Raw genomic sequence first — 26,040 nt, 5'->3', positions numbered from 1 at the left:
CGCGTTGGCGACCGTGACGATGCCATGCTGACCGACTGGGTCGACACGCAGCTGTTCACCTTCTTCGCGGTGTTCACGCGCTTCGGCGCCGCGATGGTGTTCCTGCCCGGGATCGGCGAGAGCTTCGTCTCGGTGCGCGCGCGCCTGATGCTGGCGCTGTCGATCAGCATGGTGGCGACGCCAGTCGTGGCGGCGGCGGTGCCGGCGCTGCCGGCCGACATTCCCGGCCTGGTGCTGTTCCTGTTCGCCGAGGTGCTGGTCGGCGTGTTCATCGGGCTGCTGGCGCGGACCCTGTTCAGCGCGCTGTCGACGGCAGGCACGATCATCGCGTTCCAGAGCGGGCTGTCGGCGGCGATGCTGTTCGACCCGTCGTCGAACCAGCAGAACGCGATCAGCGGCGCGATTCTGTCGATGTGCGGCATGGCGATGCTGTTCATCACCAACCTGCACCACGCCTTCATCTCCGGCCTGGTCGACAGCTACGGGCTGTTCCCGGCCGGCGGCATTCCCGACGCGGGTGCCATGGCCGACACCTTCGCCCACATGGTCGCCCGCGCCTTCGGCCTGGCCATGCAGCTGGCGGCCCCGTTCATCCTGCTGAACATGGCGCTGAACGTCGCCGTCGGCCTGCTGGCGCGGCTGATGCCGCAGCTGCAGGTGTTCTTCCTGATGATCCCGCTGCAGATCGGTCTTTCGCTGATCGTGCTGGCACTGGCGATCGCAGGCGCGATGCTCTGGTTCTTCCAGACGTTCGACGCCCAGACCGCCGGCCTGTTCGTGCTGCCGTAGGGCGTGCCGCGATGGCCGATTCGGATGCCGAAAAGACAGAAGACCCGACAAGCAAACGCCTGTCGGACGCCCGCGACAAGGGCCAGGTCGTCAAGTCGCGCGAACTGCAGAACCTGTTCGCGCTCGCCGGCATCACGCTGGTGGTGATGCTGCTGATGCCCTCGATGATGGGCGACCTGCAGCGCGCGCTGACCGTGTTCATCGAACAGCCCCACCAGATCGCGCTGGAATCCGGCGGCCTGGTCCGCGTGCTGGTGCGCATCACGATGCAGGTCGCCGCAGTCCTGTTCCTGCCGTTCGCGCTGCTCTGCGTGCTGGCGCTGTTCTCCAGCTTCGTCCAGCACGGTTTCCTGTTCACGGCCGAGCCGCTGCGGCCCGATCTCACGCGGCTGTCGCCCGGCAAGGGCTTCAAGCGGATATTCTCGTCCACATCCCTGGTCGAGTTCGTCAAGAGCCTGGTCAAGTTCGGCGTCGTCGGCGGCATCGTCTTCGCCGTCGTCGTACCCGAACTGTCGGGCATCGAGACGCTGGTTTCGCTGCCGACCGAGGCGCTGCCTGAGCGCATCTACGATGTGACGCTGCTGGTCGTTGCCACGGTCACCGGCGTAATGGTCGTGGTTGCAGCGGCCGATTGGGCTTACCAGCGCTACAAGCACCTCCATGGGTTGCGCATGACCAAGCAGGAGGTGAAGGACGAATCGAAGTCGTCCGAGGGCGACGCCGAGGTGAAGGGCCGGATCCGGGCGATCCGGCGCGAGCGCGCGCGCCAGCGCATGATGGCGGCGGTGCCCGAGGCCGACGTGGTCATCACCAACCCGACCCACTACGCCGTTGCCCTGAAGTACGATCCGGACAAGATGTCCGCGCCGCGGCTGGTCGCCAAGGGCGTCGACGCGCTGGCCCGGCGCATCCGCGAGGTCGCGGAGGAGAACGATGTGCCGCTGGTGGAGAATCCGCCGCTGGCGCGGGCGCTGCATGCCAGCGTCGATATCGACGCCGAGATTCCGGAGACGCATTATCGCGCGGTGGCCGAGGTGATCAGCTATATCTGGCGCATCCGCGGCAAGGCTGCGCCGAAACGCTAGACTGCGTTACGATCGGGAGGCGATGAGCAGCACGGTCGAGAATTCGTTCCTCCGCGGCGATCTGGCCGGCGGCGGCAGCCGGGCGAAGGATGCGGGCGCGATCGCCCGCTCCGTCGTCGCCGGTTCCGCGCTGATCGGCTTCGGCGCGGCCGTGCTGGTCGCGTGGATCGCCCAGGCGGGTTCGGTCGGCGTGTTCGCCGCCGCCGCAATCGCCGCCGCGGTCGGGGTGGTCTGCGTCCTTGCGATCCGCCAGGTCGCCGCCCGCAACGCAGGCGCGGCCGAACCGGTCCCCGCGGTCGCGGCCGGGGCGCCGGCCGCGGTGACCGACGGCGGCGGCAACCTGATCGCGGCCAACCAGGCCTTCTGGCGCACCTTCGCGCGCAGCGCGGCCAACCGGATCGACGATCTGGCCGGGCAGGCGGTGGACGAGGCGGCGACCCGGCAGACGGTCGCGGATCTGCTCGCCCGCGCATCCGGCCGCAACGCTTCTGCGGTGATCCAGATACGCAGCGGCGATCGCGAACGCGCGTTCCGGGTGCGGGCGCGTCAGGGCGAGAGCGACAGCCGCATCGAATGGACCTTCGACGACGTGTCGGAGGACCGCGCCGCGATCCTGCGCGCCGAGGCCGAGGTGGCGCACTACCGCGCCATCCTCGACCGGCTGCCGGTTGGTGTCTGCCATCTCGACGCCGGCGGCATGCTGCGCTACGGCAACGCCCAGCTGGCGCAGATCGCCGCCGTCGATGGCGACGCCGCTGCCGCCGGACGCCTGCGCTGGGCCGATCTCGCCAAGGAGGTCGTGGCGGCGCCGGATCCGGCCCAGCCGGCCGTCGTCGAACTGCGCGGCCACGACGGTGCGCGCCGCGGCGCGGCCTTCTACGAGGCGCCGCTGCGCGACGGCGAGCCGTCGGCCGGCAGCGTCGGCGCACTGATCCCGCGCGCCGCCCGCGGCGGGCAGGGGCCGCTGGCCGCGGAGACCAGCGGCCGGTTCAGCGACGCGGTCCAGCGGGCGCCGGTCGGCATCGCGCTCCTGGATACCCGCGGCACCGTCACCTACGCCAACCCGGCCTTCGGCCGCATCGCCCTGCCGGCCGACGCCGACACCGGCGCCGAGCGCAAGCTGCGCGGCCGTGCGCTGGTCGATTTCGTCGCCGACGACGCCCGCGAGGTGGTGGAGGCGCAGCTCGGCGCCGCGGTCGGCAGCCGCCAGGCGCAGGACGCGATCGACGTCGCCTGGCGCGCCAAGCAGACCGTGATCGTCTCGATCGTGTTCACGCCGATGACCGATGCCGACGGCGCGGTCGACAGCATCCTGGCGACGGTGGTCGACATCACCACCCAGCGCCAGCTCGAGCAGCAGTTCACCCAGGCGCAGAAGATGCAGGCGGTCGGCCAGCTCGCCGGCGGCGTCGCGCACGACTTCAACAACCTGCTGACCGCGATGATCGGCTTCTGCGACCTGCTGCTGGCGCGGATGGTGCCGGGCGACCAGTCGTACGAGGACGTCGACCAGATCCTGCAGAACGCCAATCGCGCCGCCAACCTGGTCCGCCAGCTGCTCGCCTTCTCGCGCAAGCAGACGCTGACGCCGCGCGTGGTCAGCCTGACCGACACGGTCGCCGAGCTCGGCCACATGCTGCGCCGGCTGCTCGGCGAGGGCATCGAGCTGAAGATGATCTACGCCCGCGACCTGTGGCCGGTGAAGGTGGACGAAAGTCAGCTGCAGCACGTGATCATCAACCTGTCGGTCAATGCGCGCGACGCCATGTCCGGCCAGGGCATGCTGACGATCCAGACCTCGAACCTGTCGGTCGCCGGCGAGGACGACCGGGTGCACGAGGCGATGCCGACGGGCGACTACGTCTGCATCAAGGTGACCGACACCGGCGTCGGCATCCCGAAGGAGATCATCGACCGGATCTGGGAGCCGTTCTTCACCACCAAGGAGCTGGGCGAGGGCACCGGGCTCGGCCTGTCCACCTGCTACGGCATCGTCAAGCAGACCGGCGGCTTCATCTTCGCCGATTCGGTGCTGGGCCAGGGCTCGACCTTCTCGGTCTACTTGCCGCGCCACATCCCGGCCGAGGGCACGGCGCAGCCGGCCAAGGAAGGCCCGCGGGTGGCGCGCGACCTGACCGGCGCCGGCCGGGTGCTGCTGGTCGAGGACGAGGACGCGGTGCGGCTGTTCTCGACCCGTGCGCTGAAGAACAAGGGCTACGAGGTGCTGGCGGCCAACGGCGGCGAGCAGGCACTGGACCTGCTCGACGAGAACGCCGACACCATCGACCTGATGATCACCGACGTGATGATGCCTGAGATGGACGGCCCGACCCTGATCCGCCACGTCCGCGAACGCATTCCGGACATCAAGGTGATCTGCATCTCCGGCTATGCCGAGGACGCCATCCGCGAGCGGTTGGCCGACGACACCGAGATCCACTTCCTGGCCAAGCCGTTCAACCTCGAGGATCTCGCCTCGATGGTGAAGGAAGTGCTGAACGGCTGACGCCGCCGCGCGCGGCCCTGGACGAATTCCGGCAGTTGGCCCAGAGTTGCTGTGCGGGGCGGCCGCGACAGGTCGCCCGACGGTACTGGGCCATGGGCGACATCGACACCAGATCGCGCACCAGGGTGCTGCCGAAAACGCAGCGGCCGCGCCTGCACAAGGTGATCCTGCTCAATGACGACTACACGCCGCGCGAATTCGTGGTCGCGGTGCTGAAGGCCGTGTTCCGGATGAGCGAGGACCAGGCCTATCGCGTGATGATGACCGCGCATCGCCTGGGTGCCAGCGTGGTCGCGGTCTACACGCGCGAGGTGGCGGAGACCAAGGCGACCGAGGCGACCGACGCCGGCCGCGAGGCCGGCCACCCGCTGACCTTCACCACCGAGCCGGAGGAATAGCCGGCCGCAAGTATGGCGGCCGGCCCGATCTCGACTGCGGGCCGGCCGGTCCCGGGCGCCGGCGGTGCGCTATTGGCGCCGCACCTCCCAGAACAGGCCGTACACCGCGCCGTTCCAGTTATGCTCGGTGTAGAAGTCGTAGTAGATGCCGAGATGCTCGTTGGTCGGCCCGTCGGCCAGCGACCCGGCACGCGCCAGTTCCAGCGTCACGTTCGCCTCGCCCAGCGGGATCGAGTCGCCGGCCGTGTCGCGCACCGCCTGGGCTGCGGCCTCGCCGGCGAGTCCGACTGCGACGCCGCCTGCCGCACCCAGGCCGCCGGTGCCGACCGCGACCAGCGCACCGGCGATCTTGGTGGTCACGCTGGTGAAGCCGGCGACGAAGTCGCGCAGCCCCGTTTCGTACTGGTAGACGTGGGCCTGCAGCTGCACGGTCTGCTCCGGCCCGTACCAGACCCGCTGGTCGAGGCGGAACACGTCGCCGACGCGGACATTCCGCCACGGCTCGTTCTGGCCGGGGATGAAGACCGGCTGCGAAACGTTGCCGTTCTGGTCGACCATGTAGGCGATGATGTACGGGTCGTCGGCGTTGGTGCGCATCTGCACCACCTGCACGCCGGTGAGATAGACGCCGTAGTTGCCCTGGGCCGTGGCCGGTGCGGTCGGCAAGACCGTTGCGGTCGTCGCGGCGAGAGCGGCGGCGGCGATCAGCTTCTTCGTGGCCAGCATCTTCATGACAGGGGTCTCCTTCGCTTGCGTGGCGGCCGTCGGGTGGTCGGGGCCGTTCCATGGCAAGGAAGATCGCTCGCCGCCGCATCGGATCCCATGGGGTCGATGCCCCATTCTCAGCGGCGGGAGCGCTCGTGTCGACCCGGCTCAGCGCGCGCCGGGCGGAATGTCCCTGATACGGGTGATGTGGGCGGCGAGGTCGTCGGGTCCGTAAGCCAGACTTCGCCGCCGGTCCGACGGCGGCTTCTTCGCCAGCGAGACGCCGGGCCGCCATTCGCCGGCCGGGCGGATCGGCCGCGGCACGAACCCGCCGCCGCAGTTCGGGCAGACGTTGGCGAGGTGGGTCGCCACGCAGTCGGCGCAGAAGGTGCACTCGTAGCTGCAGATCATCGCATCGGCGGCGTCTGGCGGCAGGTCCTTGTCGCACCATTCGCAGTTCGGCCGGAGCTCCAGCATCGCGCGCTCCTTACCCGCTCAGGCCGCGGCCGGCGCCGCCTGCATCGCCAGCGTCCGCCCCACCGCCGGCCGCTGCTGCATCCGGGCATGGTGGTCGGCGATGGCGGGCAGGGTGGCGATGTCGACGCCGTCGCCGTCCAGCCAGCCGGCGATGGTGAACAGGTAGGGGTCGCAGATCGTGTAGTCCGCGCCCATCACCCACGGGCCGGCGAACATCTCCCGCTCGATCAGCGCGAAGCAGGCGGCCATGTTCTCCGTCACCTTGCGGCCCATCGCCGCCTGTGCCACCGGTTCGTCCGCCCAGCGGCCGGCCCGGCGCTTGTGGGCGTGGGCGACATGGACGGTGGCGCACAGATAGGCGTTGAAGGCCTGCACGCGGGCGAAGGCGAACGGGTCGTCGAGCGGGGCCAATCGGGCCGCCGGGAAGCTCTGCGCGACATAGGCGAGGATCGCCGGCGTCTCGGTCAGGATGCCGCGGTCGGTGGCCAGCGCCGGCACCCGGCCCTTGGGGTTGACCGCCAGATAGTCGGGCTCGCGCTGCTCGCCACGGGCGAAGTCCAGCGCCACCGTCTCGTAGTCGGCGCCGGCCTCCTCCAACGCGATGTGCGAGGCAAGTGCGCAGGTCCGCGGTGCATAGAACAGTTTCAGCATGGTCCGGCTCCCGGTTCTCGGTCTGATTTAACGCATCTGCCGCCGTCGGGAAATCGTCCGCGCGGGCGGCGCAGGCCCGCACTACTCCTTTTGCGCTGCGAACCCGGCCGGCTCTCACACCTTTGGCCGATTGCGGCCGCTTGGGCGGCATCGTAGCTGTCATGGGCGACGGTGGCGGCGGCGGGGTAGCCAGATGCACGTGGACGTTATCGACAGCGCCGATGGTCTCGCGGCCCTGCAGCGCGACTGGACTGCCGTCTACGAAGCCGATCCCGAGGCCCAGTATTTCCTGTCGTGGACGTGGATGTCGAACTGGCTGGGCGGCGTTGTCCAGGATGGCATCGTGCTCGCCGCCCGTACCGACGACGATCCGCAGGGGCGCTATTGCGCCTTCCTGCCGCTGCGCCTGCAGACCATCGGCGCCAAGGGCGGCGGCCTGTTCACGGTCGTCGCCATGGCCGGTCTGCCGGTCGCGGACTACACCGGCATGCTGTGCCGGCCTGAGCATGAACGCGCGGCGGCGGCGGCCTTCGCCGCCACCCTGCGGACCATTCGCTGGCGCGAAATCGTGTTCGGCGCGTTCCATGCGTCCGAGCGCCGGATGCGCGCCATCGTCGATGCCTTCCCGCAGGCCGATTTCGCACAGCGCGACTTCGAGGTCGTCTATGCGGACGGCACGGACCACAGCCTGTTCCCGCGCATCGCGCTGCCGGGCGACTGGGAAAGCTACCTGGAAGACAGGCTCAGCAAGGAAACCCGCCGCAAGGTGCGCCGGTTCCTGCGGCAGGTGGACGAGTCCGACGATCTGCGCGTGACCGTGACCGATGCCGACACGCTGGAGCGGGACCTCGAGATCATGTTCCGCTTCTGGAACCTGCGCTGGGGCTCGGCCGCGAACCGGTCCTATGTCGAGCGCCATGTCGAGATGTTCCGCCGCTGCTGCGGTGCCGGAACGCTGTACATGACGATGATGTGGCAGGGGGACCGGCCGCTGGGCGCGCTGGCGAACCTGCTCGACGACGCCAAGAAGGCGATGCTGTTCAAGATCTTCAGCCGCGACGAATCGTTCGGCAACCCCTCGCCCGGACTGGTCCTTTACGCCCTGGCGATCCGCCACGCGATCGAGCGGGGCTACGCGGTCTGCGACCTGCTGCAGGGCAACCACAGCTTCAAATACTCATTCGGGGCGGAAAACGCGCGGGTGTTCCAGAAGGCGGTTCGCTGGCGGGTTGAGACCTCCCTGGACCGCGAGCTGGACCCGCGCTGCCTGCCGGCGGCGCTGCGTCACACCCAGAGCCTGTGCGCGGCGGGCCGGCTGCACGAAGCGGAGACCAACTATCGCCAGATCCTGCGGATCGAGCCGCAATCGCGCGACGCCAAGCAGGGCCTGCAGGCAGTGGCCGCGGCGGCGCAGCACGCGACCGCGCCGTCGTCCGCCGTGGCGAGCCGGCTCGAACTGGCCCGCCAGCTGGCGCGGGCCGGCGACCTGGTCGAAGCGACGCGGGTGCTCAACGCGGTACTGCGGCTGGAGCCGGAGAATTTCCAGGCGCGGCACATGTTGGGCCTGGCGGCGCTGCAGCGGCGCCAGTTCAAGACCGCCGAGCGGGAACTCGCCCATGCCGCGCGGCTCGGCCCGCAGTCCGCGATTGTCCACAACCAGCTCGGCCAGGCCCAGGTCGGCCTCGGCCGTGCCGCCGAGGCGCTGGCCAGCTTCGATCGCGCCATCGCCCTCAAGCCCGATCTCGCCGATGCCCACAGCAACCGCGCGGGCGCGTTGCGGATGCTGCGCGCGAACGGCGGCACGGCGCCGGGTCTGCGCAGAACCGGCTGACCGGCCGCACCGCTGTGCCGCTTGCAAGGCGAGCGGTCTTGCCGCAACGGGTTGCGAGGCCTGCGTCGATCCCTATGCTCGCAAGGAGTCCCGGGGGAGAGCGGCAGCGCGATGCAGATCGAGGTCATCGATACGACCGACCGGCTGACCGCGTGCGAGCGCGACTGGAACGCCGTCTACGACGCCGACCCCGAGGCGCAGGTGTTCCTGTCCTGGACCTGGATGGCCAACTGGCTGGCGATACAGACGCGCCAATGGCTGGTGCTGGCGGCCCGGCCGGCACCGGATGCGCCGCGCGTCGCCTTTCTGCCGCTGCAGCTGTGGTCGGAAATGCGCGACCAGGGCGGGTTCTACAACACCATCCGCATGGGCGGCACGCCCTTCGCCGGCTACACCGGCATCCTCTGCGACCCGCGCTTCGAGACGCAAGCGGTGCCGGCTTTCGCCGAGGCGGTCGCGGGGCTGAACTGGGCCGAGCTCTATCTCGACACCATCGCCAACGCGCCGCGCCGGGTCGCGCTGTTCACCGACCGCTTCCCGGTGCCCGAGTTCGAGCGGCTGCATTTCCACCGCAGCATGGCCGGCGAGGACACCGACTACTCGGTCTATCCGATCGTGCGGGTACCCGCCGACTTCGAAGACTATCTGATGACGCGGCTGAAGCCGAAGGTGCGCCGCAACGTCCGCGCCGCGCTGCGCGGGGTGGAGCAGGGCCTCCTGCGCATCACCGATGCCGACGCCGACAGCTTCGAGCGCGACCTGGCCATCCTGATGCGGCTGTGGGAGGCGCGGTGGGCGCCGGTCAAGCCGAAGCCGCAACTGGACGCCGAGGCCGACAACCACCGGGTCATGCTGCGTGCCTGCTTCGCCGCCGGCATTGCCGGCCTCAGCCTGGCGTGGCGCGGCGACACGCCGGTGGCGGCGGACGGCTGGCTGGTCGACGCGAAGAACCGCAGCCTGGTCGGGCTGGTCTCCGCCCGCGACATGCGGCCCGGCAACCCGTCGCCCGGCCTGGTGCTGCACCTGCATTGCCTGCGCATGGCGATGGAGCGCGGGCTCGCCACCTACGACCTGCAGCTCGGCAACCATGGCTACAAGTACATGTTCGACCCGGACGAGCGGGTGCTCGACTGCCAGATGATCGTCACCGCCAGCCGCCGCAACCTGCGCGACCGGCTGGAGCCGCGCGCGGTGCCGGTGGTGTTCGGCCATGCCGAGACCATGCACAAGGCCGGGCAGGCCGCGCTCAGCGCCAGCGCCTGCCGCCAGATCCTGGAAGTCGATCCGGACCACGCCGGCGCGCGCGACCTGCTGCAGCGGTCGGGCACGGCCGGCGACCCGGCGCGGCTGGCGGAGATCGGCCGGGCGCGCGCACTCGCCCGCGAGGGCAAGCCTGCGGAAGCGGGCCGCGTCCTCGCCGCCGTACTGAAGACCCAGCCGAACAGCTTCGATGCCCGCGACATGCTGGGCCTGCTGGCGCTGCAGCAGCGCCGCTTCAAGGACGCCGAGCGCGAGCTGAAGCTGGCCGCGCGGCTGGCGCCGGAGATCGCGGCGGTCCACACCCACTGGGGAATTGCGCTGAGCGCGCTCGGGCGGCACGCGCCGGCGCTGAAGGCCTTCGAACGCGCGGCCGCCATCGATCCGGACGATCCCGCCGCCCACCGCAACCGCGGCAACGCGCTGAAGGCGCTGGGCCGCTTCGACGAGGCGATGCAGGCGTTCGCGCGCGCCGGCGGCTGAGACGCGCGGGCTTGCGCCGCGCCGGTGCCTGAGATGCGCGGGCTTGCGCCGCGCCGGCGTTCGGGCCAAGGCTGGCCGCGAGGAAACGCCGCATGCTCCGAGCCCTGGTCCCGGTCGCGGCCCTGCTGTCCAGCGTCGCCCTGCTGCTGGTCGGCAACGGCCTGCAGACGACGCTGCTGCCGCTGCGCGGTCAGGCGGCCGGATTCGATTCGCTGGCGCTCGGCATCCTGGGGTCGTCCTACTTCCTGGGCTTTCTCGCCGGTTGCCTGTTCGGGCCGCGGGTGGTGGCCCGCGCCGGCCACATCCGCACCTTCGCGGCGATGGTCTCGATCGCCTCGTGCATCGCGCTGGCCCACGCGCTGCTGGTGCTGCCGCTGACCTGGTGGCTGCTGCGCGCAGGCACCGGCATGTGCTTCGCGGTGCTCTACATGGTCATCGAGAGCTGGCTGAACGACAAGGCCAGCAACGAAACCCGCGGGGTGGTCTTTTCGGTCTATGTCGTGATCAACCTGACCATGATCACGGCGGGCCAGCTGCTGCTGCTGCTCGACCGCGGCGGCACCATCGCCCTCTACCTGATCGCCTCGATCCTGGTCTCGCTCGCCGCGGTTCCGGTGGCGCTGACCCGGTCGGATGCGCCGGCGCCGATGCCGGCGGCGCGGCTCGACCTCGGCCGGCTGCTGCGCACGTCGCCGGTCGGCGTGGTCGGCTGCTTCGCGGTCGGGCTCACCAACGGTGCCTTCTGGGCATACGGCCCGGTGTTCGCCGAGGCGCTGGCGCCCGTGGCGGCCGACACGGCGGACGCGGGCAAGGCGGCGGCGGACTATGCTGCGCTGTTCATGAGCGCCTCGGTTCTCGGCGGGGCGATCGGCCAGTTCCCGCTGGGCTGGCTGTCCGACCGCGTCGACCGCCGTCTGGTCATCATCGGCGGCGCCGTCTGCGGCGCGCTGGCCGGCGTCGGCGTGGCAACGACCGCGATCGCCTTGCCCGACCTGATGCTGCCGGCCGGTTTCGCGCTCGGCCTGTTCGCCTTCTCGCTCTATGCCATCGCGGTGGCGCACGTGAACGACGTCGTCCCGCGCGAGGAGTTCGTGCAGGTCGCCGGCGGCCTGCTGCTGATCTGGTCGATCGGTGCGGTGACCGGCCCGCTGGCGGCTTCGGCGGCGATTGCGGCGTTCGGGCCGCCGGCGCTGTTCGCCTACACCGCGGCGGTCTACGTCGGGCTGGCCGGCTTCGCGCTCTATCGCCTGCCGCGCCGGGCGGCGCCGTCGCCGGAGGAGAAGACCGAGTTCCGCGAAGCCGCCATCGTCGGCCAGACCGTCGCCGCCATCGACGTGCTGCCGCCGGCGGAGGAAGGCGCCAAGGCCGATGCCTAGGCCGGTCGGCCACGCCGGCTGGGGCCGCACGGCGCTGGCCGGCCTCGTCACCGCGGCCTACTGCCTGCCGCTGGTCGCCATCGTCGGCTATGCCTTCAAGACCCGCAACCAGGTGCTGGCCGAGGCCGACGGCTTCGGCGCGTTCCTGCTCGACCTGGTCTGGTTCCGGCCGACCCTGGACAATTTCACCCGCATCTTCGTGCAACCGGCGATGGTCGGTGCCTCGATCCGCGACACCGAGTTCTACTGGTACTTCGTCAACTCCTTCGCCATCGTCGGCGCCGCGGTCGCCGCCGCGCTGCTGATCGGCACGCCGGCGGCCTACGGCTTCTCCCGCTTTCCGCCGCGCGGCAGCGGCGGGCTGCTGATCGCGATCCTGGCGACGCGGATGCTGCCGCCGATCGTGCTGGCGATGCCGCTGTTCCTGCTGGCCGGCCTGGCCGGGGTGATCGGCAGCTACGGTGCCATCGTCGCGGTCTATGTAGCGTTCAACCTGGCCTTCACCATCTGGATGATGAAGAGCTTCTTCGACGAGCTGCCGCGCGACATCGCGGATGCGGCCCGGCTCGACGGCAGCGCGGAGGCGGCGGTGTTCTTCCGCATCGTCCTGCCCAACGTGCGCGGCGGGCTCGCCGCCACCGCCGTGTTCGCGCTGGTGCTGACCTGGAACGAGCTGCTCTACGCCATGCTGCTGACCGACGGCGACAGCCGCACCGTGCCGGCGGCGATGGTCATCTTCATGGGTCCGTCGGGCAGCGCCGACTACGGCATGATGGCGGCGGTGGTGACGCTGTTCCTGATCCCGGTGGTCGCCGTCACCTACGTGCTGCAGGGCCAGCTGTTGCGCGGGGTGACCTTCGGCACCCTGCGCGCCGGCTGACGGCGCGGGTCAGCGGCACCAGGCGACCGCCGGCGCGTCCCAGGCGCGGGCGAGGTCTTCCGCGACCAGCATCGCACCCAGCGAGCGGCCGTCGCGGCTGACCAGCCGGAGCGCGCGGCCGTGGTCGTCGCGGTCGGGTCCCTCGGCCGGCGACAGCAGGAAGCCGCCGGCGTTCAGCAGCGCCTGCAGCCGGTAGGTCGCGCGCGTCGCTGCCGCCGCCTCGTCCAGGCAGCCGGGCTCGTCGGCCTCCGGCGCGTCGATGTCGGCGATGCGGATGGTGTCGCCGTTCAGCCGGAAGCTGTCGCCGCCGACGACGCAGTCGGCATGCGGCGACAGCCGGCACAGCACGAAATGGACGCCGGCGACCGCGACCGGTTCCGCGCCGGTGCCGGGGTCCGCGGTCTCCGCCGGGGCGGCGGCGGGCCCGTCGGCGCGGCCGCGCACCACGGCGACGCCCGGATCGACGCCCGGCATGGCGCCGTCGGCCGGCGGCACGTCGATGCGCACCGGCCCGCCCTTCGCGTCCACCGCAGCCAGGATCGCGCGAATGCGGTCGAGCGCTTCCGCGTCGGCGTCCGCCGCGGCATCGACGGGGTCGGCGTGTTGCGGTACGGCGTCGGTCGCCATGGATCCGACCGCCGCGGGGCCGGCGGGGGGTGCCGGCTCGCCCGCCGCGCCGCCACGCAGCAGCGTCGGGGCGGGCGCCGCCTCGTCGGAACCGGCCAGCCAGTCCGGCACGCCGCCGACCAGCGCGGCGCCGATGCCGCCGGCCAGCAGGAACGGCGCCGCCCACAGCAGCCGGTTGGCCGGACGCGCGGGGCGTTCGCGCCGCGCCGGTACGTGGTCGTCCAGGCTCGAGATCTGCGCCATCGTGCGTCCCGCTGCAGCGTCGGTCGCAACCACGGCTACCACCTCGGCCTCAACGCAGCGTTAAGGATGGCCGCCGGCGCCCCGTGCGGGCTCGGCGGGCCGGCGGCGGCACGCAATGGGCTATCCTGTTGCCACAATATCCTGCCGCGACGGCGACATCCGGCGCGGACTATCGCATTATGTTCCGCTTCGACACGCCTGTCTTGCTCCATGTTCCGCTTGTGTTCAGGAACAAAACGCGTATAGTGCCCACATTGCGTGGCATGACGGCCTGTGCGACAAGGAGGGACGACGTGGCGACTCAGACTCATCTGCGAGTGGTGGAACAGGGCGGCATGGACAAGCAGAAGGCGCTGGAGGCGGCGCTGACGCAGATCGACCGGGCCTTCGGCAAGGGCTCGGTGATGCGGCTCGGCTCCAAGGAAGGCGTGGTCGAGATCGACGTGGTCTCGACCGGCTCGCTCGGCCTCGACATCGCGCTCGGCATCGGCGGCCTGCCGCGCGGCCGGGTGATCGAGATCTACGGGCCGGAGAGCTCCGGCAAGACCACGCTGGCGCTGCACGTGATCGCCGAGGCGCAGAAGAAGGGCGGCACCTGCGCCTTCATCGACGCCGAACACGCGCTCGACCCGTCCTATGCCCGCAAGCTCGGCGTCGATCTCGACGACCTGCTGATCTCGCAGCCCGACGCCGGCGAGCAGGCGCTGGAGATCGCCGACACGCTGGTGCGCTCCGGCGCGATCGACGTGCTGGTGGTGGACTCGGTCGCGGCCCTGGTGCCGCGGGCCGAGCTCGAGGGCGAGATGGGCGACGTGCAGCCCGGCATGCAGGCGCGGCTGATGAGCCAGGCGCTGCGCAAGCTGACCGGCTCGATCGCGCGCTCCAACTGCATGGTCATCTTCATCAACCAGATCCGGCTGAAGATCGGCGTGATGTTCGGCAACCCGGAGACCACCTCGGGCGGCAACGCGCTGAAGTTCTACGCCTCGGTCCGGCTCGACATCCGCCGCATCGGCGCGATCAAGGACAAGGACGAGGTCGTCGGCAACCAGACCCGGGTCAAGGTGGTGAAGAACAAGGTCGCGCCGCCGTTCAAGGTGGTCGAGTTCGACATCATGTATGGCGAGGGCATCTCCAAGACCGGCGAGCTGCTCGACCTCGGCGTCAAGGCCGGCGTGGTCGAGAAGTCGGGCGCCTGGTTCTCCGCCAATGGCGAGCGCATCGGCCAGGGCCGCGAGAACGCCAAGCAGTTCCTGCGCGACAACCCGGACGTCGCCGACGCGATCGAGCGGGCGGTGCGCCAGCACGCCGGCATCATTGCCGAGGACATGATGACCGGCGGCGGCGAGGACGACGCTCCCGGCGCCGACGGCCTGTTCGCCGACGACTGACGGCCGGGTGCGGCGCGCGCCGCGCCGGCCTCCGCCTGCGGATCGATGCATCGGGCCCGGCCGAAGCGGCGCGGGCCCGATCGCATGCAGCGGCGCCCCTTGTCGCGATACCGGTCTTTTCCTGTGCCGGGACGTGCCGCAAGCGGAGCATGGCGATACCGGGCCCGACGGTGCCGGTGGCTGCGCCGTCGTGAGGTTGCGCCGCGGGTCGACCCGGGCACGGCCGCGGCGACCGGACGCGGTGCATCGGTCCCTGCATGAACGGGGCGAACGCCTCGACGAACCGGGGTGCCGTGCCGCGTGCCCGGACGGCATGGCGGGCGGCGCCGGGGCGACCGACCGGGGCCGGCCAGGGCGTCGGCTTGCGCGTCGGTTTACGCCAGCGTCCGGCGGCCGACCGCGTCCGGCGACTCGGCCCGGCTTGGCGTGCCTGCCGAACGACGCTACATATCCTGCTCGCCGCCACCGGGGCGGCCCAGAGCAGCGCGAAGAGCCACATGCCGACGACCAGCGACATCCGCACTACCTTCCTCGACTATTTCGGCCGGCACGGGCACGAGATCGTGCCGTCGTCGCCGTTGGTGCCGCGCAACGACCCGACGCTGATGTTCGTCAACGCCGGCATGGTCCAGTTCAAGAACGTCTTCACCGGCGCGGAGAAGCGCGACTATGTGCGCGCCACCACCGCGCAGAAGTGCGTGCGCGCCGGCGGCAAGCACAACGACCTGGAGAATGTCGGCTACACCGCGCGCCACCACACCTTCTTCGAGATGCTCGGCAATTTCTCCTTCGGCGACTATTTCAAGGACGTGGCGATCGAGCACGCCTGGAACCTGGTCACCAAGGAATACGGCCTGCCGGCCGACCGGCTGCTGACCACGGTCTATGCCGAGGACGACGAGGCCTACGATCTGTGGCGCAAGATCGCCGGGCTGCCCGAGGACCGCATCATCCGCATCGCCACGTCCGACAACTTCTGGGCGATGGGCGACACCGGCCCTTGCGGCCCGTGCTCAGAGATCTTCTTCGACCACGGCCCCGGCATCCCGGGCGGTCCGCCGGGCAGCGCCGACCAGGACGGCGACCGCTTCATCGAGATCTGGAACCTGGTGTTCATGCAGTTCGAGCAGGTCACGCCGGACGAACGGGTCGCCCTGCCGCGCCCGTCGATCGATACCGGCATGGGGCTGGAGCGCATCGCCGCGGTGCTGCAGGGCAAGCACGACAACTACGACATCGACCTGATGCGCGGGCTGATCGAGGCGTCGGCCGATGCCTCCCGCACCGACCCCGACGGACCGGGGCGGATCAGTCACCGGGTGATCGCCGACCACCTGCGCGCCGGCGCCTTCCTGATTGCCGACGGCGTGCTGCCGTCCAACGACGGCCGCGGCTACGTCCTGCGCCGGATCATGCGCCGGGCCATGCGTCACGCCCACATGCTGGGTTGTGCCGAGCCGCTGATGCACCGGCTGGTGCCGGCGCTGAGCCGGGCGATGGGGCAGGCCTATCCCGAGCTGGTCCGCGCCGAGCCTCTGATCGTCGAAACCTTCAAGCTGGAGGAGGAGCGGTTCAAGCAGACGCTGGGCCGCGGCCTCGGCCTGCTGGAAGAGGAGACCGCCCGGCTCGGCGCCGGCCAGCCGCTGCCGGGCGCGGTCGCGTTCAAGCTATACGACACCTTCGGCTTCCCGCTCGACCTGACCCAGGACATCCTGCGCGGCCAGGGCCGCACCGTCGACCAGTCCGGGTTCGACGCGGCGATGGAGCAGCAGCGCGCGCTGGCCCGCAAGTCGTGGGCCGGCTCCGGCGAGGCGGCGACCGAGGGCGTCTGGTTCGAGATCCGCCAGGCCGAGGGCGCCACCGAGTTTCTCGGCTACGACACGGTGCAGGCCGAGGGCGTGGTCCGCGCCGTCGTCGTCGACGGCAAGCGGGTCGACCGGGCCGAGCCGGGCAGCACCGCCCAGGTGGTGGTCAACCAGACCCCGTTCTATGCCGAGTCCGGCGGCCAGATGGGCGATGTCGGCACCCTGGTCACGCCCGACGGCGCCACGCTGGCGGTGGAGACCACGCTGAAGAAGGCCGGCGACCTGCACGTGCACGTCGGCACCGTGGCGGGCGGCGCGCTGTCGGTCGGCGACCCCGTGGCGCTGGAGGTCGACGCCGGCCATCGCGACCGGCTGCGCGCCAACCATTCCGCCACCCACCTGCTGCACGAGGCGCTGCGCCGCCGGCTCGGCGCGCATGTCACCCAGAAGGGCAGCCTGGTCGCCGCCGACCGGCTGCGCTTCGACATCAGCCATCCGAAGCCGATCGCGGCCGACGAGATCGCCGACGTCGAGGCCGAGGTCAACGCCCGCATCCGCGCCAACGGCGAGGCCCGCACCCGGCTGATGACGCCGGACGAGGCGATCAAGGCCGGTGCGCTGGCGCTGTTCGGCGAGAAATACGGCGACGAGGTGCGGGTGATCTCGATGGGCGACGACCCGTCCGGTCAGAAGGCCTATTACTCCACCGAGCTGTGCGGCGGCACCCACGTGCGCCACACCGGCGACATCGCCCTGTTCAAGATCGTCTCGGAAGGCGCGCTCGCCGCCGGCGTGCGCCGCATCGAGGCGCTGACCGGCGAGGCGGCGCGCGACTATCTCACCCGCGAGGAACGCCTGCTGCTGGAGGCGGCGGCCAGCCTGAAGGCACCGCCGGCAGAGGTGCCGGCGCGCATCGCCGTGCTGGTCGAGGAACGCCGCAAGCTTGAGCGCGAGCTGGCCCAGGCGCGCCAGCAGATCGCGCTCGGCAATGTCGGCGGCGGCTCCGGCGCGACCGACGGCGCCACCAAGGATGTCGGCGGCATCGCCTTCGCCGGCCGCGCGCTGGCCGACGTGCCGGCGAAGGAGCTGAAGGGCATGGCCGACGCGCTGAAGAAGCAGATCGGCTCCGGCGTCGTCGCCATCGTCGCCAGCGCCGAGGGCAAGGCCTCGCTGGTGGTCGCCGTCACCGACGATCTCACCGGCCGGCTCAGCGCGGTCGACCTGGTCCGTGCCGGCTCGGCCGCCATCGGCGGCAAGGGCGGCGGCGGCCGCCCCGACATGGCCCAGGCCGGCGGTTCCGCCGAAGCCGACCTCAACGCCGCCCTCGCCGCGATCGAGGCCGAGCTCGGCACGGCGGCCTAGCCGGACAGGTGCGGCCCGCTTGCCGCGGGCGACCGCGCAGGCCCGTCAAACGGCGCGGAGCGTGGGAGGCTGTTGCGCGATGTCGAGCATGGGCTACATGAGACCCGCGTCGCCACGGGCGATCCGGACCGCTGCGTCTGCACTGCTGCTGGCCGGTCTCGGTGCCGGTCCGGCCGCCGAGGCGGCCGACGGCGACGGCGACTTCGTCATTGCGCCGCCCTACGCCCCGGCACCGCAGGTCGTGCCGGACTATGAGGTCCCGCAAGGCACGATCTATGAGTTCGCCATGGATTCGGCGGACAGCGCGATCTTCCCGGTCGACGTCCTGACCGGCGAGACGTTCCTGCGCGCCGTCGCGGTCTATGTCCCGGCCCAGTACCAGCCCGGGTCCGCCGCCCCGTTCATGGTGGTCCAGGACGGCGTCTCGTTCTACCAGGGCACGATGGTGCCGGTGCTCGACAACATGATCGCGGCCGGGACGCTGCCGGCGCTGGTGGCGATCTTCGTCGAGCCCGGACCCAATGGCGGCGCGACCGAGGGCCAGCGCAGCTTCGAGTATGACAGCGTGTCCGAGGCTTACGTCACCTTCGTCGAGACCGAGTTGCTGCCGCGGGTGGAACGCGAGACCGGCGCGACCCTGACCGACGATCCGGAGGGCCGGGCGGCGATGGGCGGCAGCTCCGGCGGCGCGGCGGCCTTCACCATGGGCTGGTTCCGGCCCGACGGCTTTCGCCGCATCCTGACCTATTCCGGCTCGTTCGTCGCGCTGCAGTCCAATGCGGCATATCCGGACGGGGCCTGGACTTACCATGCCCGGCTGATCGGCGAGAGCCCGGCGAAACCGCTGCACGTCGCGCTGGCGGCGAGCGAGTACGACTTCGACATGAACGACGAAGGCGAGCGGCGGCGCAACTGGGTGGAGGCCAACGCGGCGATGGCGGCGGCGCTCGCCGCCCAGGGCTATCGCTACCGCTACGTCTTTGCCCGGGGCGCCGACCATGTCGACTGGGCGGTGATGGAGCAAACGTTGCCGGAGACCCTGGCCTGGCTCTGGCAGGGCTATCCGAGGCCGTAGCGGCCGACCCGACCCGACCCCGCCCGGTCGGTCGGGTCCCTGCCGGCACGGCCGCCAGCGAGGCCGAACCCGGACAAGGACGCCCGAGCGGCCCCGCGCGCTGTCGGCAACCGCGCACGACGTTTCACGTGAAACATAACACGAACGTCGGCGGCTGCAAAGCCGCCGGGTGCCGGTCAACCGGCGCCGAGGCTCCCGCGCTCCAGCGCCCCCAGCTCCGCCAGCAGGTGCACGTTGGCGGCGACCGCCTTCTCGAACAGGCCGAGGTGCATGGATTCATTCGGGCCGTGGATCGCGCTCTCGGGGTCGAGCACGCCGTTGAGGATCAGCGGCAGGTGGCCGTAGCGGCGGCCGAACAGGGCGACGAACGGGATCGAGCCGCCGATGCCGACCGGCACCAGCCGGTGGCCCCAGGCCTTGGCATAGGCGCGGTCGGCGGCGGGGAAGGCGGGGCCGGCGGGCTCGTACAGCCAGGAATCGGCGCCGGCCGCGCGCTCGCTCACGCCGATGCGGGTGCCGCCGGGCGGGTCGGCGGTCAGCGCGGCGGTCACCGCGGCCTTCAGTTCGGCCCGGCTCTGGCCCGGCGCGACGCGCAGCGACAGCCGTACCGCGGCGCTGGCGCGGATCGCGTTCTTCTCGCTGCCCGGTGCGGGAAAGGTGGTCGACAGAACGGTCACCGCCGGCTGGCGCCAGGCCCATTCGGCCAGGGTGCGGCCGCGTTCCGGCAGCGGTGCGACGCCCGCCACCGGCCGGGCGCCCTTGCGCACCGTATCGGCGTCCAGCGGCACCGCGCTGGCGGCCTCGCGCCAGGCCGCCGGCACCTCGACCCGGCCGACGCACAGACGCCCGTCGTCGTCGACGATGCGGGCGAGCGCCCGGATCAGGCAGGTCGCCGGGTCGGGGGCGATGTTGCCCCACAGGCCGGAATGGACGTCGGCCTCGATCGCGTCGCAGGTGACGTCGAGCTCGAGCAGCCCGCGCAGCGACACGGTCAGCCCGGGCAGGTCGACCGACGGGTTCTCGCAGTCGGTCAGCACCATCACGTCGGCGGCGAACGCCTCCGGATATGCGTCCATGAACCGCTCCAGGTTGGGCGAGCCGATCTCCTCCTCGCCCTCGATCAGCAGCTTGACGTTGCAGGGCAGCCGGCCGGCGACGGCGAGCCAGGCCTCGATCGCGGCGAGGTGACCGACCCAGCCGCCCATGTCGTCGCCGGAGCCGCGGGCGTAGAGCCGGCCGTCGATCTCGGTCGCCTCGTGCGGCGGCGTGCGCCAGGGCTCGCCCTTCACCGGCTGCAGGTCGAGATGGCCGTAGATCAGCACGCAGGGCCTGTCCGGCCCGGCGCCGTCGTAGCGGGCGGCGACGCAGGGCAGCGCGCCCTCGAGCTCCAGCACCCGGGCATCGGCGAGGCCGAGCGCGGCCAGGTCGTCGCGGATGCGCGCGGCCAGCCGGCGCACGTCGCCATGGCGGTCGGGGTCGCAGGAGATCGCCGGGATGCGCAGGTAGCCGGCCAGCCGGGCGACGGTGTCGGCCATGCGGCCGCGGGCATGAGCGGCCACGGCATCGGCGACAGCGGGATCGGTGGCGGACATCGGGGCGCTCCGTCGGCGGAATCGTCGCTGCCACGGTGGCGCGGGGCGCGGCCGTTGTCCAGCCGCGGCTTGACCGCGCGGGCATGGCCGGTCAGGCTTGACCGCTGCGGCCGCGGGGGCGGCGCGACGGGAAGGGGGATGCGATGTCCGGCGAGAATCGGCGCAACGTGATGACGGTCAGTGCGCTGGCGATCGCGGTGGCGATCGGACTGATGTTCTGGGCGGTCGGCAATGCGCCGGCCGGGGCGCAGAGCGGCATGTCGGCCGAACAGGCGGAGTGCCTGCTGGAGAATCTGGACCAGGTCGGCTCCGACACCGCGGCCAGCCTGATCGCGCAGGCCTGCTCCGTGCTGCACGACTGAGCCGGTCCGACCGCGATGCCGATCCGGCTCGAGGGCCGCTGCGACTGCGGCGCCGTCCGCTTCGCCATGGACAGCCACACGCCGCAGCCGTTCATGCGCTGCTATTGCGGCATCTGCCGGCGCACGGCCGGCGGCGGCGGCTATGCGATCAACCTGGGCGCGCTCAGCGCCAGCCTGTCGGTCAGCGGGCGCGAGGCGCTGTCGGTCTACCGGGCGGAAATCGCCGACGCCGACGGCCGCTGCCGCACCAGCAGCGGCCAGCGCAACTTCTGCCGCCACTGCGCCAGCGCGCTATGGCTCTACGACCCGACCTGGCCGGAGCTGATCCACCCGTTCGCGTCGGCGGTGGAAACGCCGCTGCCGGTGCCGCCGGAAAGCGTGCACATCATGCTGGCGTTCAAGCCCGACTGGGTGGTGCCCCAGCTCGGGCCGAACGACCGGCAGTTCGACGGCTATCCGGAGGAATCGATCGCCGACTGGCACAAGGCTCGCGGCCTGTGGGTGCCGTAGGCGCGCGGGCGGGATGCGGCGCGCCGGTGACGGCGCGCCGGGCGGGCGGCGGCGTTACTGCTGCGCGCTGCTGCCGCTGACCGCCTCGTTGTCGGTGGCGGCGTCGGCGGACTTCGCCGCCGTCTCGTGCTGGCCCTGGCAGTCGGTCCAGGCGGTATCGCAGGTCACCGCGGCCGCGCCGCCGGCAGGGGCGGCCAGCAGGCTGCGGGTGGCGCTGTCCTCGGCCGTGCGCTGACGCGCGGCGGCCTCGGTGTGGGCGCCGTCCAGCGCGACCGACGGGGCGACGGCATCGTCGGCGAGCGCGATGCCGGCGGAGCCGATGGTGAGCGAAAGGGCGAGGCCGGCGAGGGCGAGGATCTTCATCGTTCAGGTCTCCGAGCGTGGATCGGTCGCTGCCCGCCGGGCGGCGTCCGGGTAAAACCGCTTGATCGTATCGTTCTGCCGCCGGGGTGCGGCAGCGTTGCGTTGACGTGCCTTAGACCATGCAACTGCGACGGAATTATGGTCGTGTCCCTGCCTCAGTCGTCGCGGCGGCGCCATCGGTTCACCCGACCAGGTCGGCGACCAGGCCCGGCAGCTCGCCCAGGTCGCCGGCCTGGCGGAAGCGGGGCGCGTCGGTCGGCGCCTCGGCGTGTTCCAGCGCCCAGGTCAGGTCGTGCGGCACATAGACCGCCCAGCTGCCGGCGTCGATCGCCGGCAGGATGTCGGATTTCAGCGAGTTGCCGACCATCATCGCCTGCGCCGCGCCGGTGCCCTGCTGGCCGAAGATGCGGCGGTAGGTGTCCGCGGTCTTGTCGCTGACGATCTCGACCGCATCGAACAGCTCGCCCAGACCCGACTGGGCCAGCTTGCGTTCCTGGTCGAACAGGTCGCCCTTGGTGATCAGCACGATGCGGTAGCGGCCGACCAGCGCCTCCAGCGCGCTGCGCGCGTGCGGCAGCACCTCGATCGGATGGGCCAGCAGCTCGCGTCCGGCCTCGAGCAGCCGGCCGATCACCGCGGCCGGCACCCGGCCGTCGGTGACCTCGATCGCGGTCTCGATCATCGACAGGGTGAAGCCCTTGATGCCGAAGCCGTAGTGGGCAAGGTTGCGCCGCTCGGCCGCCAGCAGCCGCTCCGACAGGTGGTCGGGGTCGGCGTGGTCGGCCAGCAGCGCGGTGAACCGGCTCTCGGTCAGCTTGTAGAACTGCTCGTTCTGCCAGAGCGTGTCGTCGGCGTCGAAGCCGATCGCGGTCAGCCGGGTGCGGGTGCGGACGCGCAATTGGATCCGGGCCTCCGCTTCAGCCGCCCAGCGCCAGCCGACGCGCCATCGCCTCGGCCTGGCCGGTGCAGCCGTTCCGCGCCAGCCAGACCGCGATGTGCGAATCGGACTGCAGGTCGGCCGGGGTCAGGTGCATGGTCACCTCCGGCGGGCGCGGCGCCGCACCGTAGTCCAGCACATAGGCCTGGCCGTCCACCGCCGGCAGCTCGCTCGGCCAGCGCAGCAGCGTATCGTCGGGGTGCCAGGCCACGTCGACCGCGGCGCTGCCGTCAACGACCGCGAAGCGCACCGCGGTCACGTCCGGCAGGTCCGACTCGGTGCGGGCGAACAAGAGCTGGCCCTCGGGCGACACGCACAGGTCGCCGGCCAGGCTGGCGTCGAAGGCGATCAGCCAGGGGCTGACCCCAAGCGCGGTGTCGGCGGTGCGGCCCATGCCGAGCGCAACGTCGGCGGTGTCGGCCTCCGCGATGATGTTGGCCAGGTCGATCAGGAACGACGGCTCGGCGTCGTCGTCGGCGTCGCTGCGCAGACGGCCGAGGAACGGCCCCTCGATCACCTTTATCTTGCCCACCGCGTCGATCAGCGTCAGCGCGCCGCCCTGCGGGATCTCCAGCCGCATGGCGTCGTCGATCAGCTCGCCGACCCGGAAGGCCGGCACGGTCGAGGCCAGCACCACATAGGATGCGCCCTCGTCGGCGGAGACGCCGCCGGCGGCGAACAGGACGATGGCGCCGGCCGCAGCCAGCCGCCGCAGCACTCGATGGGTCTGATGGGTCATGGCTGTTCCAGCGTCACACCTTTGATGCCCGCCTGCAGGCGCCGGGAATGCAGCCGCACCAACGGGTCGTCCGGATTGTCTGCGGCCAGCGCCGCGAAGGCAGGCGCTGCCGCTTCCGGGTCCGTTTCCAGCAGCCGGTAGGCCTCCATATAGGCGGCACTTTCCGCCTCGCCAGCGAATCCTGCCGGTGAAAATACCGTGATCGGCTCGGTCACGCCGCGCAGCACGATCCGGCCGATCGGCCGGAACGCCAGGTCGCGGCAGCGGTCGACCGTCTGCTGGCTGACCAGAACGGTGGTGCCGAGCTGCTTGTTGGCCGCCTCCAGCCGCGCGCACAGGTTGGTGACCCGGCCGATGGCGGTGTAGTCGAACCGGCTCTCGCCGCCGAAATTGCCGATGACGGCGGCGTCGGTATGCACGCCGATCCGCGTCTCGCCGAAGCCGATGCCGGCGGCGCGCTGCTCGGCGGCATAGCGCTTGGCGAAGGCGTCGATCTCCACCGCACAGCGCACCGCACGCGCGGCATGGTCGGGCTGGTCCAGCGGGGCGCCGAACAGCGCCATCACCGCGTCGCCGATGAATTTGTCGATGGTGCCGTCATGGGCCAGCACGATGCGCGACACGCCGTCGAGATAGCCGTTGAGCACGGCGACGAACCGTTCGGCCGGCATGCTTTCGCCCAGCGCGACCGAACCGGTCAGGTCGGTCAGCAGCACGGTGATCACCCGCTCCTCGCCGCCGAGGCCGAGCCGGCCGGGGTCGCGGCGCAACTGGGCGATGACGGCCGGGCTGACATAGCGGGCGAAGGCGCCGCCCAGCAGGCGGATTTCGCGGCGGTGATACGCTTCCATACCAAGCTCTGTGGCGATGAACGCGACCACATAGCCGATGCTTGGGGCAAGAATGTGGATCATCAGCTTGGCGCCGGCGAACAGGGCAAGGCCGGTGCCGGCGATGGCGACCGGGCCGAGCAGCAGCAGCAGTGCCTTCAGCCACATCTGCGAGGTCAGCCGGCCGGCGAGGGCACCGCCGACCGCGGCCACCGCCGCGACGACGAAGGGCAGCCAGTCCGGCTGGCCCGGCGCGCTGCGGGCGTCGATCAGCTGGGCCAGCGCATGGGCGTGCAACAGCACGCCGGCAGTGCCGTCGCGCTGTTCCGGCAGCAGCGAGAACGGCGTCGGGTGCCGGTCGAACCCGGCGATGTCCAGCCCGATCAGTGCGATGCGCCCCTCGATCAGCGGCCGCACGCGGTCCCACAGCACCGGCACCGCGGCGTTCACGCTTTCGGCCGGCACCTCCAGGAACACGGGCTGGGCGGCGCGGGGGCGGCCGTAATAGTCGAGCGCCACCGGGTCGAGCGCGTCGGGCTGCGCGAAGCCGGCGGCGGCGGCGAGGGCGACAGGGAAGCCGCGGTCGATGCCGCCGGCGGCACCGGCGCGGCCGCGGAACACCTCGCGCACCACCTGGTCGCGCGGGTCGCGCAGCAGCAGGCCGAGGCCGGTGCTGACCGCCGGGTTGTCGATCCGCGCGCGGAACTGCTGCCACAGCGCGTCCTGCCAGGGGGCGATCGCGCCGGGCGCGCTCTTGCTGTCGGCCCAGGCGATCACGGTGGGAACCCGGACCGCGTTGAGCGCGGCGAGCAGCCTGGCGTCGGCCTCGGGCGTGGTGGTCTCGCCGAAGAAGATGTCGATGCCGATGGCGCGGGCGCCGGCCGTCTCCAGCGCGCCGATCAGGTCGGCCAGGAACGCGCGGTCGACCGGGGTGCGCCGCTGCAGGTGGGCGAAGGTCGATTCGGAGATCGCGACGACGACGATGTCGTCGCGCGGCGGCGCCACCGGGTTCAACACCGCGATGCGCATGTCGGCGAGATCGTTCTCCACCGACGCGATCGGGCCGAGCCGCGGCGCGAACAGGCCGATGGCGAAGGCGACCAGGACCGTGAGTGCGATGGTGACGACGCGTCTCGACATGGGCGGCGCAGCCGAATCCCCTGGCGGTAGCGGATCGCGAGGACGGCCCACGACTCCGACACGGCAGGATGTCACCGGTGCCGGGCCATGGCCAGCCTCTCAGCCGCATCCGGCCGGGCCGCCCGACAGCGCCAAGAATTCATCTCAAATTAACCACGAATTCGAAATGGTTTATTTGCAAATTTGGCGGACAATCGTTGTGTTGTTGAGAGAAATTCGGCAGTCTTTCCGCAGCCGGACCGAAGCCGGCGCCAAGTCTTCACGGCCGTCGATCCCGGCGACGGCCGCCCCGATCCAGGTAGGAGGTCCTGCAATGATCCGCTTCGCCCGCTTGCGCGCGTTCCTCGTTCGCGACGATGGCGCGACCGCCATCGAATACGGCCTGATCGCCGCCCTGGTCTCGGTGGCGGCGATCACGGCGCTGACCGCCATGGGCGGCAGCCTGGAAAGCCTGTTCACCACCGTCTCGACCGCGGTCGACGGGGCCCTGCCCGGCGGCGAGTAGGCGCCGCCTTCCACGGCGGCACTGCGGCACGGTTCGTCAGACAACGCCCATGCCCGGCAATCCGGCGGCCCGCGGTTCCCACCGCGGGCCGTTTTCGTTGCGGTCTGTTGGGGGAAGGATT

General features: G+C 71.3%; 23 protein-coding genes. 14 read left to right on the top strand and 9 right to left on the bottom strand.

The features are described 5' to 3' along the window. The first annotated feature begins 24 nt into the window (after positions 1-24). From fliR to clpS, 4 genes are all read left to right on the top strand, one after another. Positions 25-789: a flagellar biosynthetic protein FliR gene (gene fliR, locus R3F55_19520; GenBank protein MEZ5669584.1), complete on the top strand. Its 765-nt coding sequence runs from the start codon at positions 25-27 to the stop codon at positions 787-789. 11 nt (positions 790-800) lie between these two features. Continuing rightward, positions 801-1,874, top strand: coding sequence for a flagellar biosynthesis protein FlhB (flhB, locus tag R3F55_19515; protein ID MEZ5669583.1), 1,074 nt, complete (start codon positions 801-803; stop codon positions 1,872-1,874). A 22-nt stretch (positions 1,875-1,896) separates the two neighbouring features. Further along, complete coding sequence (locus tag R3F55_19510; protein MEZ5669582.1) at positions 1,897-4,380, top strand: response regulator; 2,484 nt, start codon at positions 1,897-1,899, stop codon at positions 4,378-4,380. A gap of 92 nt (positions 4,381-4,472) precedes the next feature. After that, positions 4,473-4,778, top strand: a complete 306-nt coding sequence (clpS, locus tag R3F55_19505; protein ID MEZ5669581.1) for an ATP-dependent Clp protease adapter ClpS — start codon at positions 4,473-4,475, stop codon at positions 4,776-4,778. 69 nt (positions 4,779-4,847) lie between these two features. Here the strand turns inward: clpS and R3F55_19500 are convergent, their stop codons facing one another. From R3F55_19500 to R3F55_19490, 3 genes are all read right to left on the bottom strand, one after another. Then, on the bottom strand, positions 4,848-5,510 hold the full coding sequence (locus R3F55_19500) for a hypothetical protein (protein MEZ5669580.1): 663 nt from the start codon (positions 5,508-5,510) through the stop codon (positions 4,848-4,850). Positions 5,511-5,651: 141 nt separating this feature from the next. Then, positions 5,652-5,960: a DUF1272 domain-containing protein gene (locus tag R3F55_19495; protein MEZ5669579.1), complete on the bottom strand. Its 309-nt coding sequence runs from the start codon at positions 5,958-5,960 to the stop codon at positions 5,652-5,654. An 18-nt stretch (positions 5,961-5,978) separates the two neighbouring features. Further along, complete coding sequence (locus R3F55_19490; GenBank protein ID MEZ5669578.1) at positions 5,979-6,611, bottom strand: glutathione S-transferase N-terminal domain-containing protein; 633 nt, start codon at positions 6,609-6,611, stop codon at positions 5,979-5,981. 193 nt (positions 6,612-6,804) lie between these two features. Here R3F55_19490 and R3F55_19485 point away from each other — a divergent pair, with 193 nt between their 5' ends. From R3F55_19485 to R3F55_19470, 4 genes are all read left to right on the top strand, one after another. Next, entirely contained in the window at positions 6,805-8,442 is a 1,638-nt protein-coding gene (locus R3F55_19485; protein MEZ5669577.1) for a GNAT family N-acetyltransferase, read from the top strand. 111 nt (positions 8,443-8,553) lie between these two features. Further along, on the top strand, positions 8,554-10,182 hold the full coding sequence (locus R3F55_19480) for a GNAT family N-acetyltransferase (protein MEZ5669576.1): 1,629 nt from the start codon (positions 8,554-8,556) through the stop codon (positions 10,180-10,182). A 92-nt stretch (positions 10,183-10,274) separates the two neighbouring features. Further along, positions 10,275-11,558: an MFS transporter gene (locus R3F55_19475; protein ID MEZ5669575.1), complete on the top strand. Its 1,284-nt coding sequence runs from the start codon at positions 10,275-10,277 to the stop codon at positions 11,556-11,558. Beyond that, positions 11,551-12,438, top strand: coding sequence for a carbohydrate ABC transporter permease (locus tag R3F55_19470; GenBank protein ID MEZ5669574.1), 888 nt, complete (start codon positions 11,551-11,553; stop codon positions 12,436-12,438). Before R3F55_19475 ends, R3F55_19470 begins: the two co-directional genes overlap by 8 nt. A 9-nt stretch (positions 12,439-12,447) precedes the next feature. Here the strand turns inward: R3F55_19470 and R3F55_19465 are convergent, their stop codons facing one another. After that, positions 12,448-13,308, bottom strand: coding sequence for a hypothetical protein (locus R3F55_19465; protein ID MEZ5669573.1), 861 nt, complete (start codon positions 13,306-13,308; stop codon positions 12,448-12,450). A 335-nt stretch (positions 13,309-13,643) separates the two neighbouring features. Between R3F55_19465 and recA the strand changes: the two genes are divergently transcribed. The 3 genes from recA to R3F55_19450 all read left to right on the top strand — a co-directional run bounded on the left by recA (position 13,644) and on the right by R3F55_19450 (position 18,941). Beyond that, entirely contained in the window at positions 13,644-14,699 is a 1,056-nt protein-coding gene (gene recA, locus R3F55_19460) for a recombinase RecA (GenBank protein MEZ5669572.1), read from the top strand. Between the two features lie 497 nt (positions 14,700-15,196). Further along, positions 15,197-17,866, top strand: a complete 2,670-nt coding sequence (alaS, locus tag R3F55_19455; GenBank protein MEZ5669571.1) for an alanine--tRNA ligase — start codon at positions 15,197-15,199, stop codon at positions 17,864-17,866. Between the two features lie 88 nt (positions 17,867-17,954). After that, positions 17,955-18,941, top strand: coding sequence for an alpha/beta hydrolase-fold protein (locus tag R3F55_19450; protein ID MEZ5669570.1), 987 nt, complete (start codon positions 17,955-17,957; stop codon positions 18,939-18,941). A gap of 176 nt (positions 18,942-19,117) precedes the next feature. Here the strand turns inward: R3F55_19450 and R3F55_19445 are convergent, their stop codons facing one another. Next, complete coding sequence (locus tag R3F55_19445; GenBank protein ID MEZ5669569.1) at positions 19,118-20,533, bottom strand: M20/M25/M40 family metallo-hydrolase; 1,416 nt, start codon at positions 20,531-20,533, stop codon at positions 19,118-19,120. A gap of 143 nt (positions 20,534-20,676) precedes the next feature. Between R3F55_19445 and R3F55_19440 the strand changes: the two genes are divergently transcribed. Beyond that, positions 20,677-20,895, top strand: coding sequence for a hypothetical protein (locus R3F55_19440; protein MEZ5669568.1), 219 nt, complete (start codon positions 20,677-20,679; stop codon positions 20,893-20,895). 15 nt (positions 20,896-20,910) lie between these two features. After that, the gene (locus tag R3F55_19435; protein MEZ5669567.1) at positions 20,911-21,405 is read left to right on the top strand and encodes a GFA family protein; all 495 of its coding nucleotides are present in this window, start codon (positions 20,911-20,913) and stop codon (positions 21,403-21,405) included. A gap of 54 nt (positions 21,406-21,459) precedes the next feature. On the opposite strand, the gene R3F55_19430 is transcribed toward R3F55_19435, so the two are convergent. The 4 genes from R3F55_19430 to R3F55_19415 form a co-directional block, all read right to left on the bottom strand. Continuing rightward, positions 21,460-21,768, bottom strand: a complete 309-nt coding sequence (locus R3F55_19430; protein MEZ5669566.1) for a hypothetical protein — start codon at positions 21,766-21,768, stop codon at positions 21,460-21,462. 181 nt (positions 21,769-21,949) lie between these two features. After that, positions 21,950-22,666, bottom strand: a complete 717-nt coding sequence (locus R3F55_19425) for an HAD family hydrolase (protein MEZ5669565.1) — start codon at positions 22,664-22,666, stop codon at positions 21,950-21,952. A gap of 19 nt (positions 22,667-22,685) precedes the next feature. Continuing rightward, a complete protein-coding gene (locus R3F55_19420; protein MEZ5669564.1) occupies positions 22,686-23,444 on the bottom strand; it encodes a hypothetical protein in 759 nt (252 codons plus the stop codon). Continuing rightward, entirely contained in the window at positions 23,441-25,414 is a 1,974-nt protein-coding gene (locus R3F55_19415; protein MEZ5669563.1) for an adenylate/guanylate cyclase domain-containing protein, read from the bottom strand. Before R3F55_19415 ends, R3F55_19420 begins: the two co-directional genes overlap by 4 nt. A gap of 313 nt (positions 25,415-25,727) precedes the next feature. Here R3F55_19415 and R3F55_19410 point away from each other — a divergent pair, with 313 nt between their 5' ends. After that, a complete protein-coding gene (locus R3F55_19410; protein MEZ5669562.1) occupies positions 25,728-25,919 on the top strand; it encodes a Flp family type IVb pilin in 192 nt (63 codons plus the stop codon). Positions 25,920-26,040: the final 121 nt, after the last annotated feature.

It is taken from the genome of Alphaproteobacteria bacterium (genome assembly GCA_041396705.1).
In the GTDB taxonomy this organism is placed as follows: Bacteria; Pseudomonadota; Alphaproteobacteria; order CALKHQ01; family CALKHQ01; genus CALKHQ01.
Note: the sequence above shows the minus strand (reverse complement) of the source record. Positions and strands in the feature narration are given on the sequence as shown.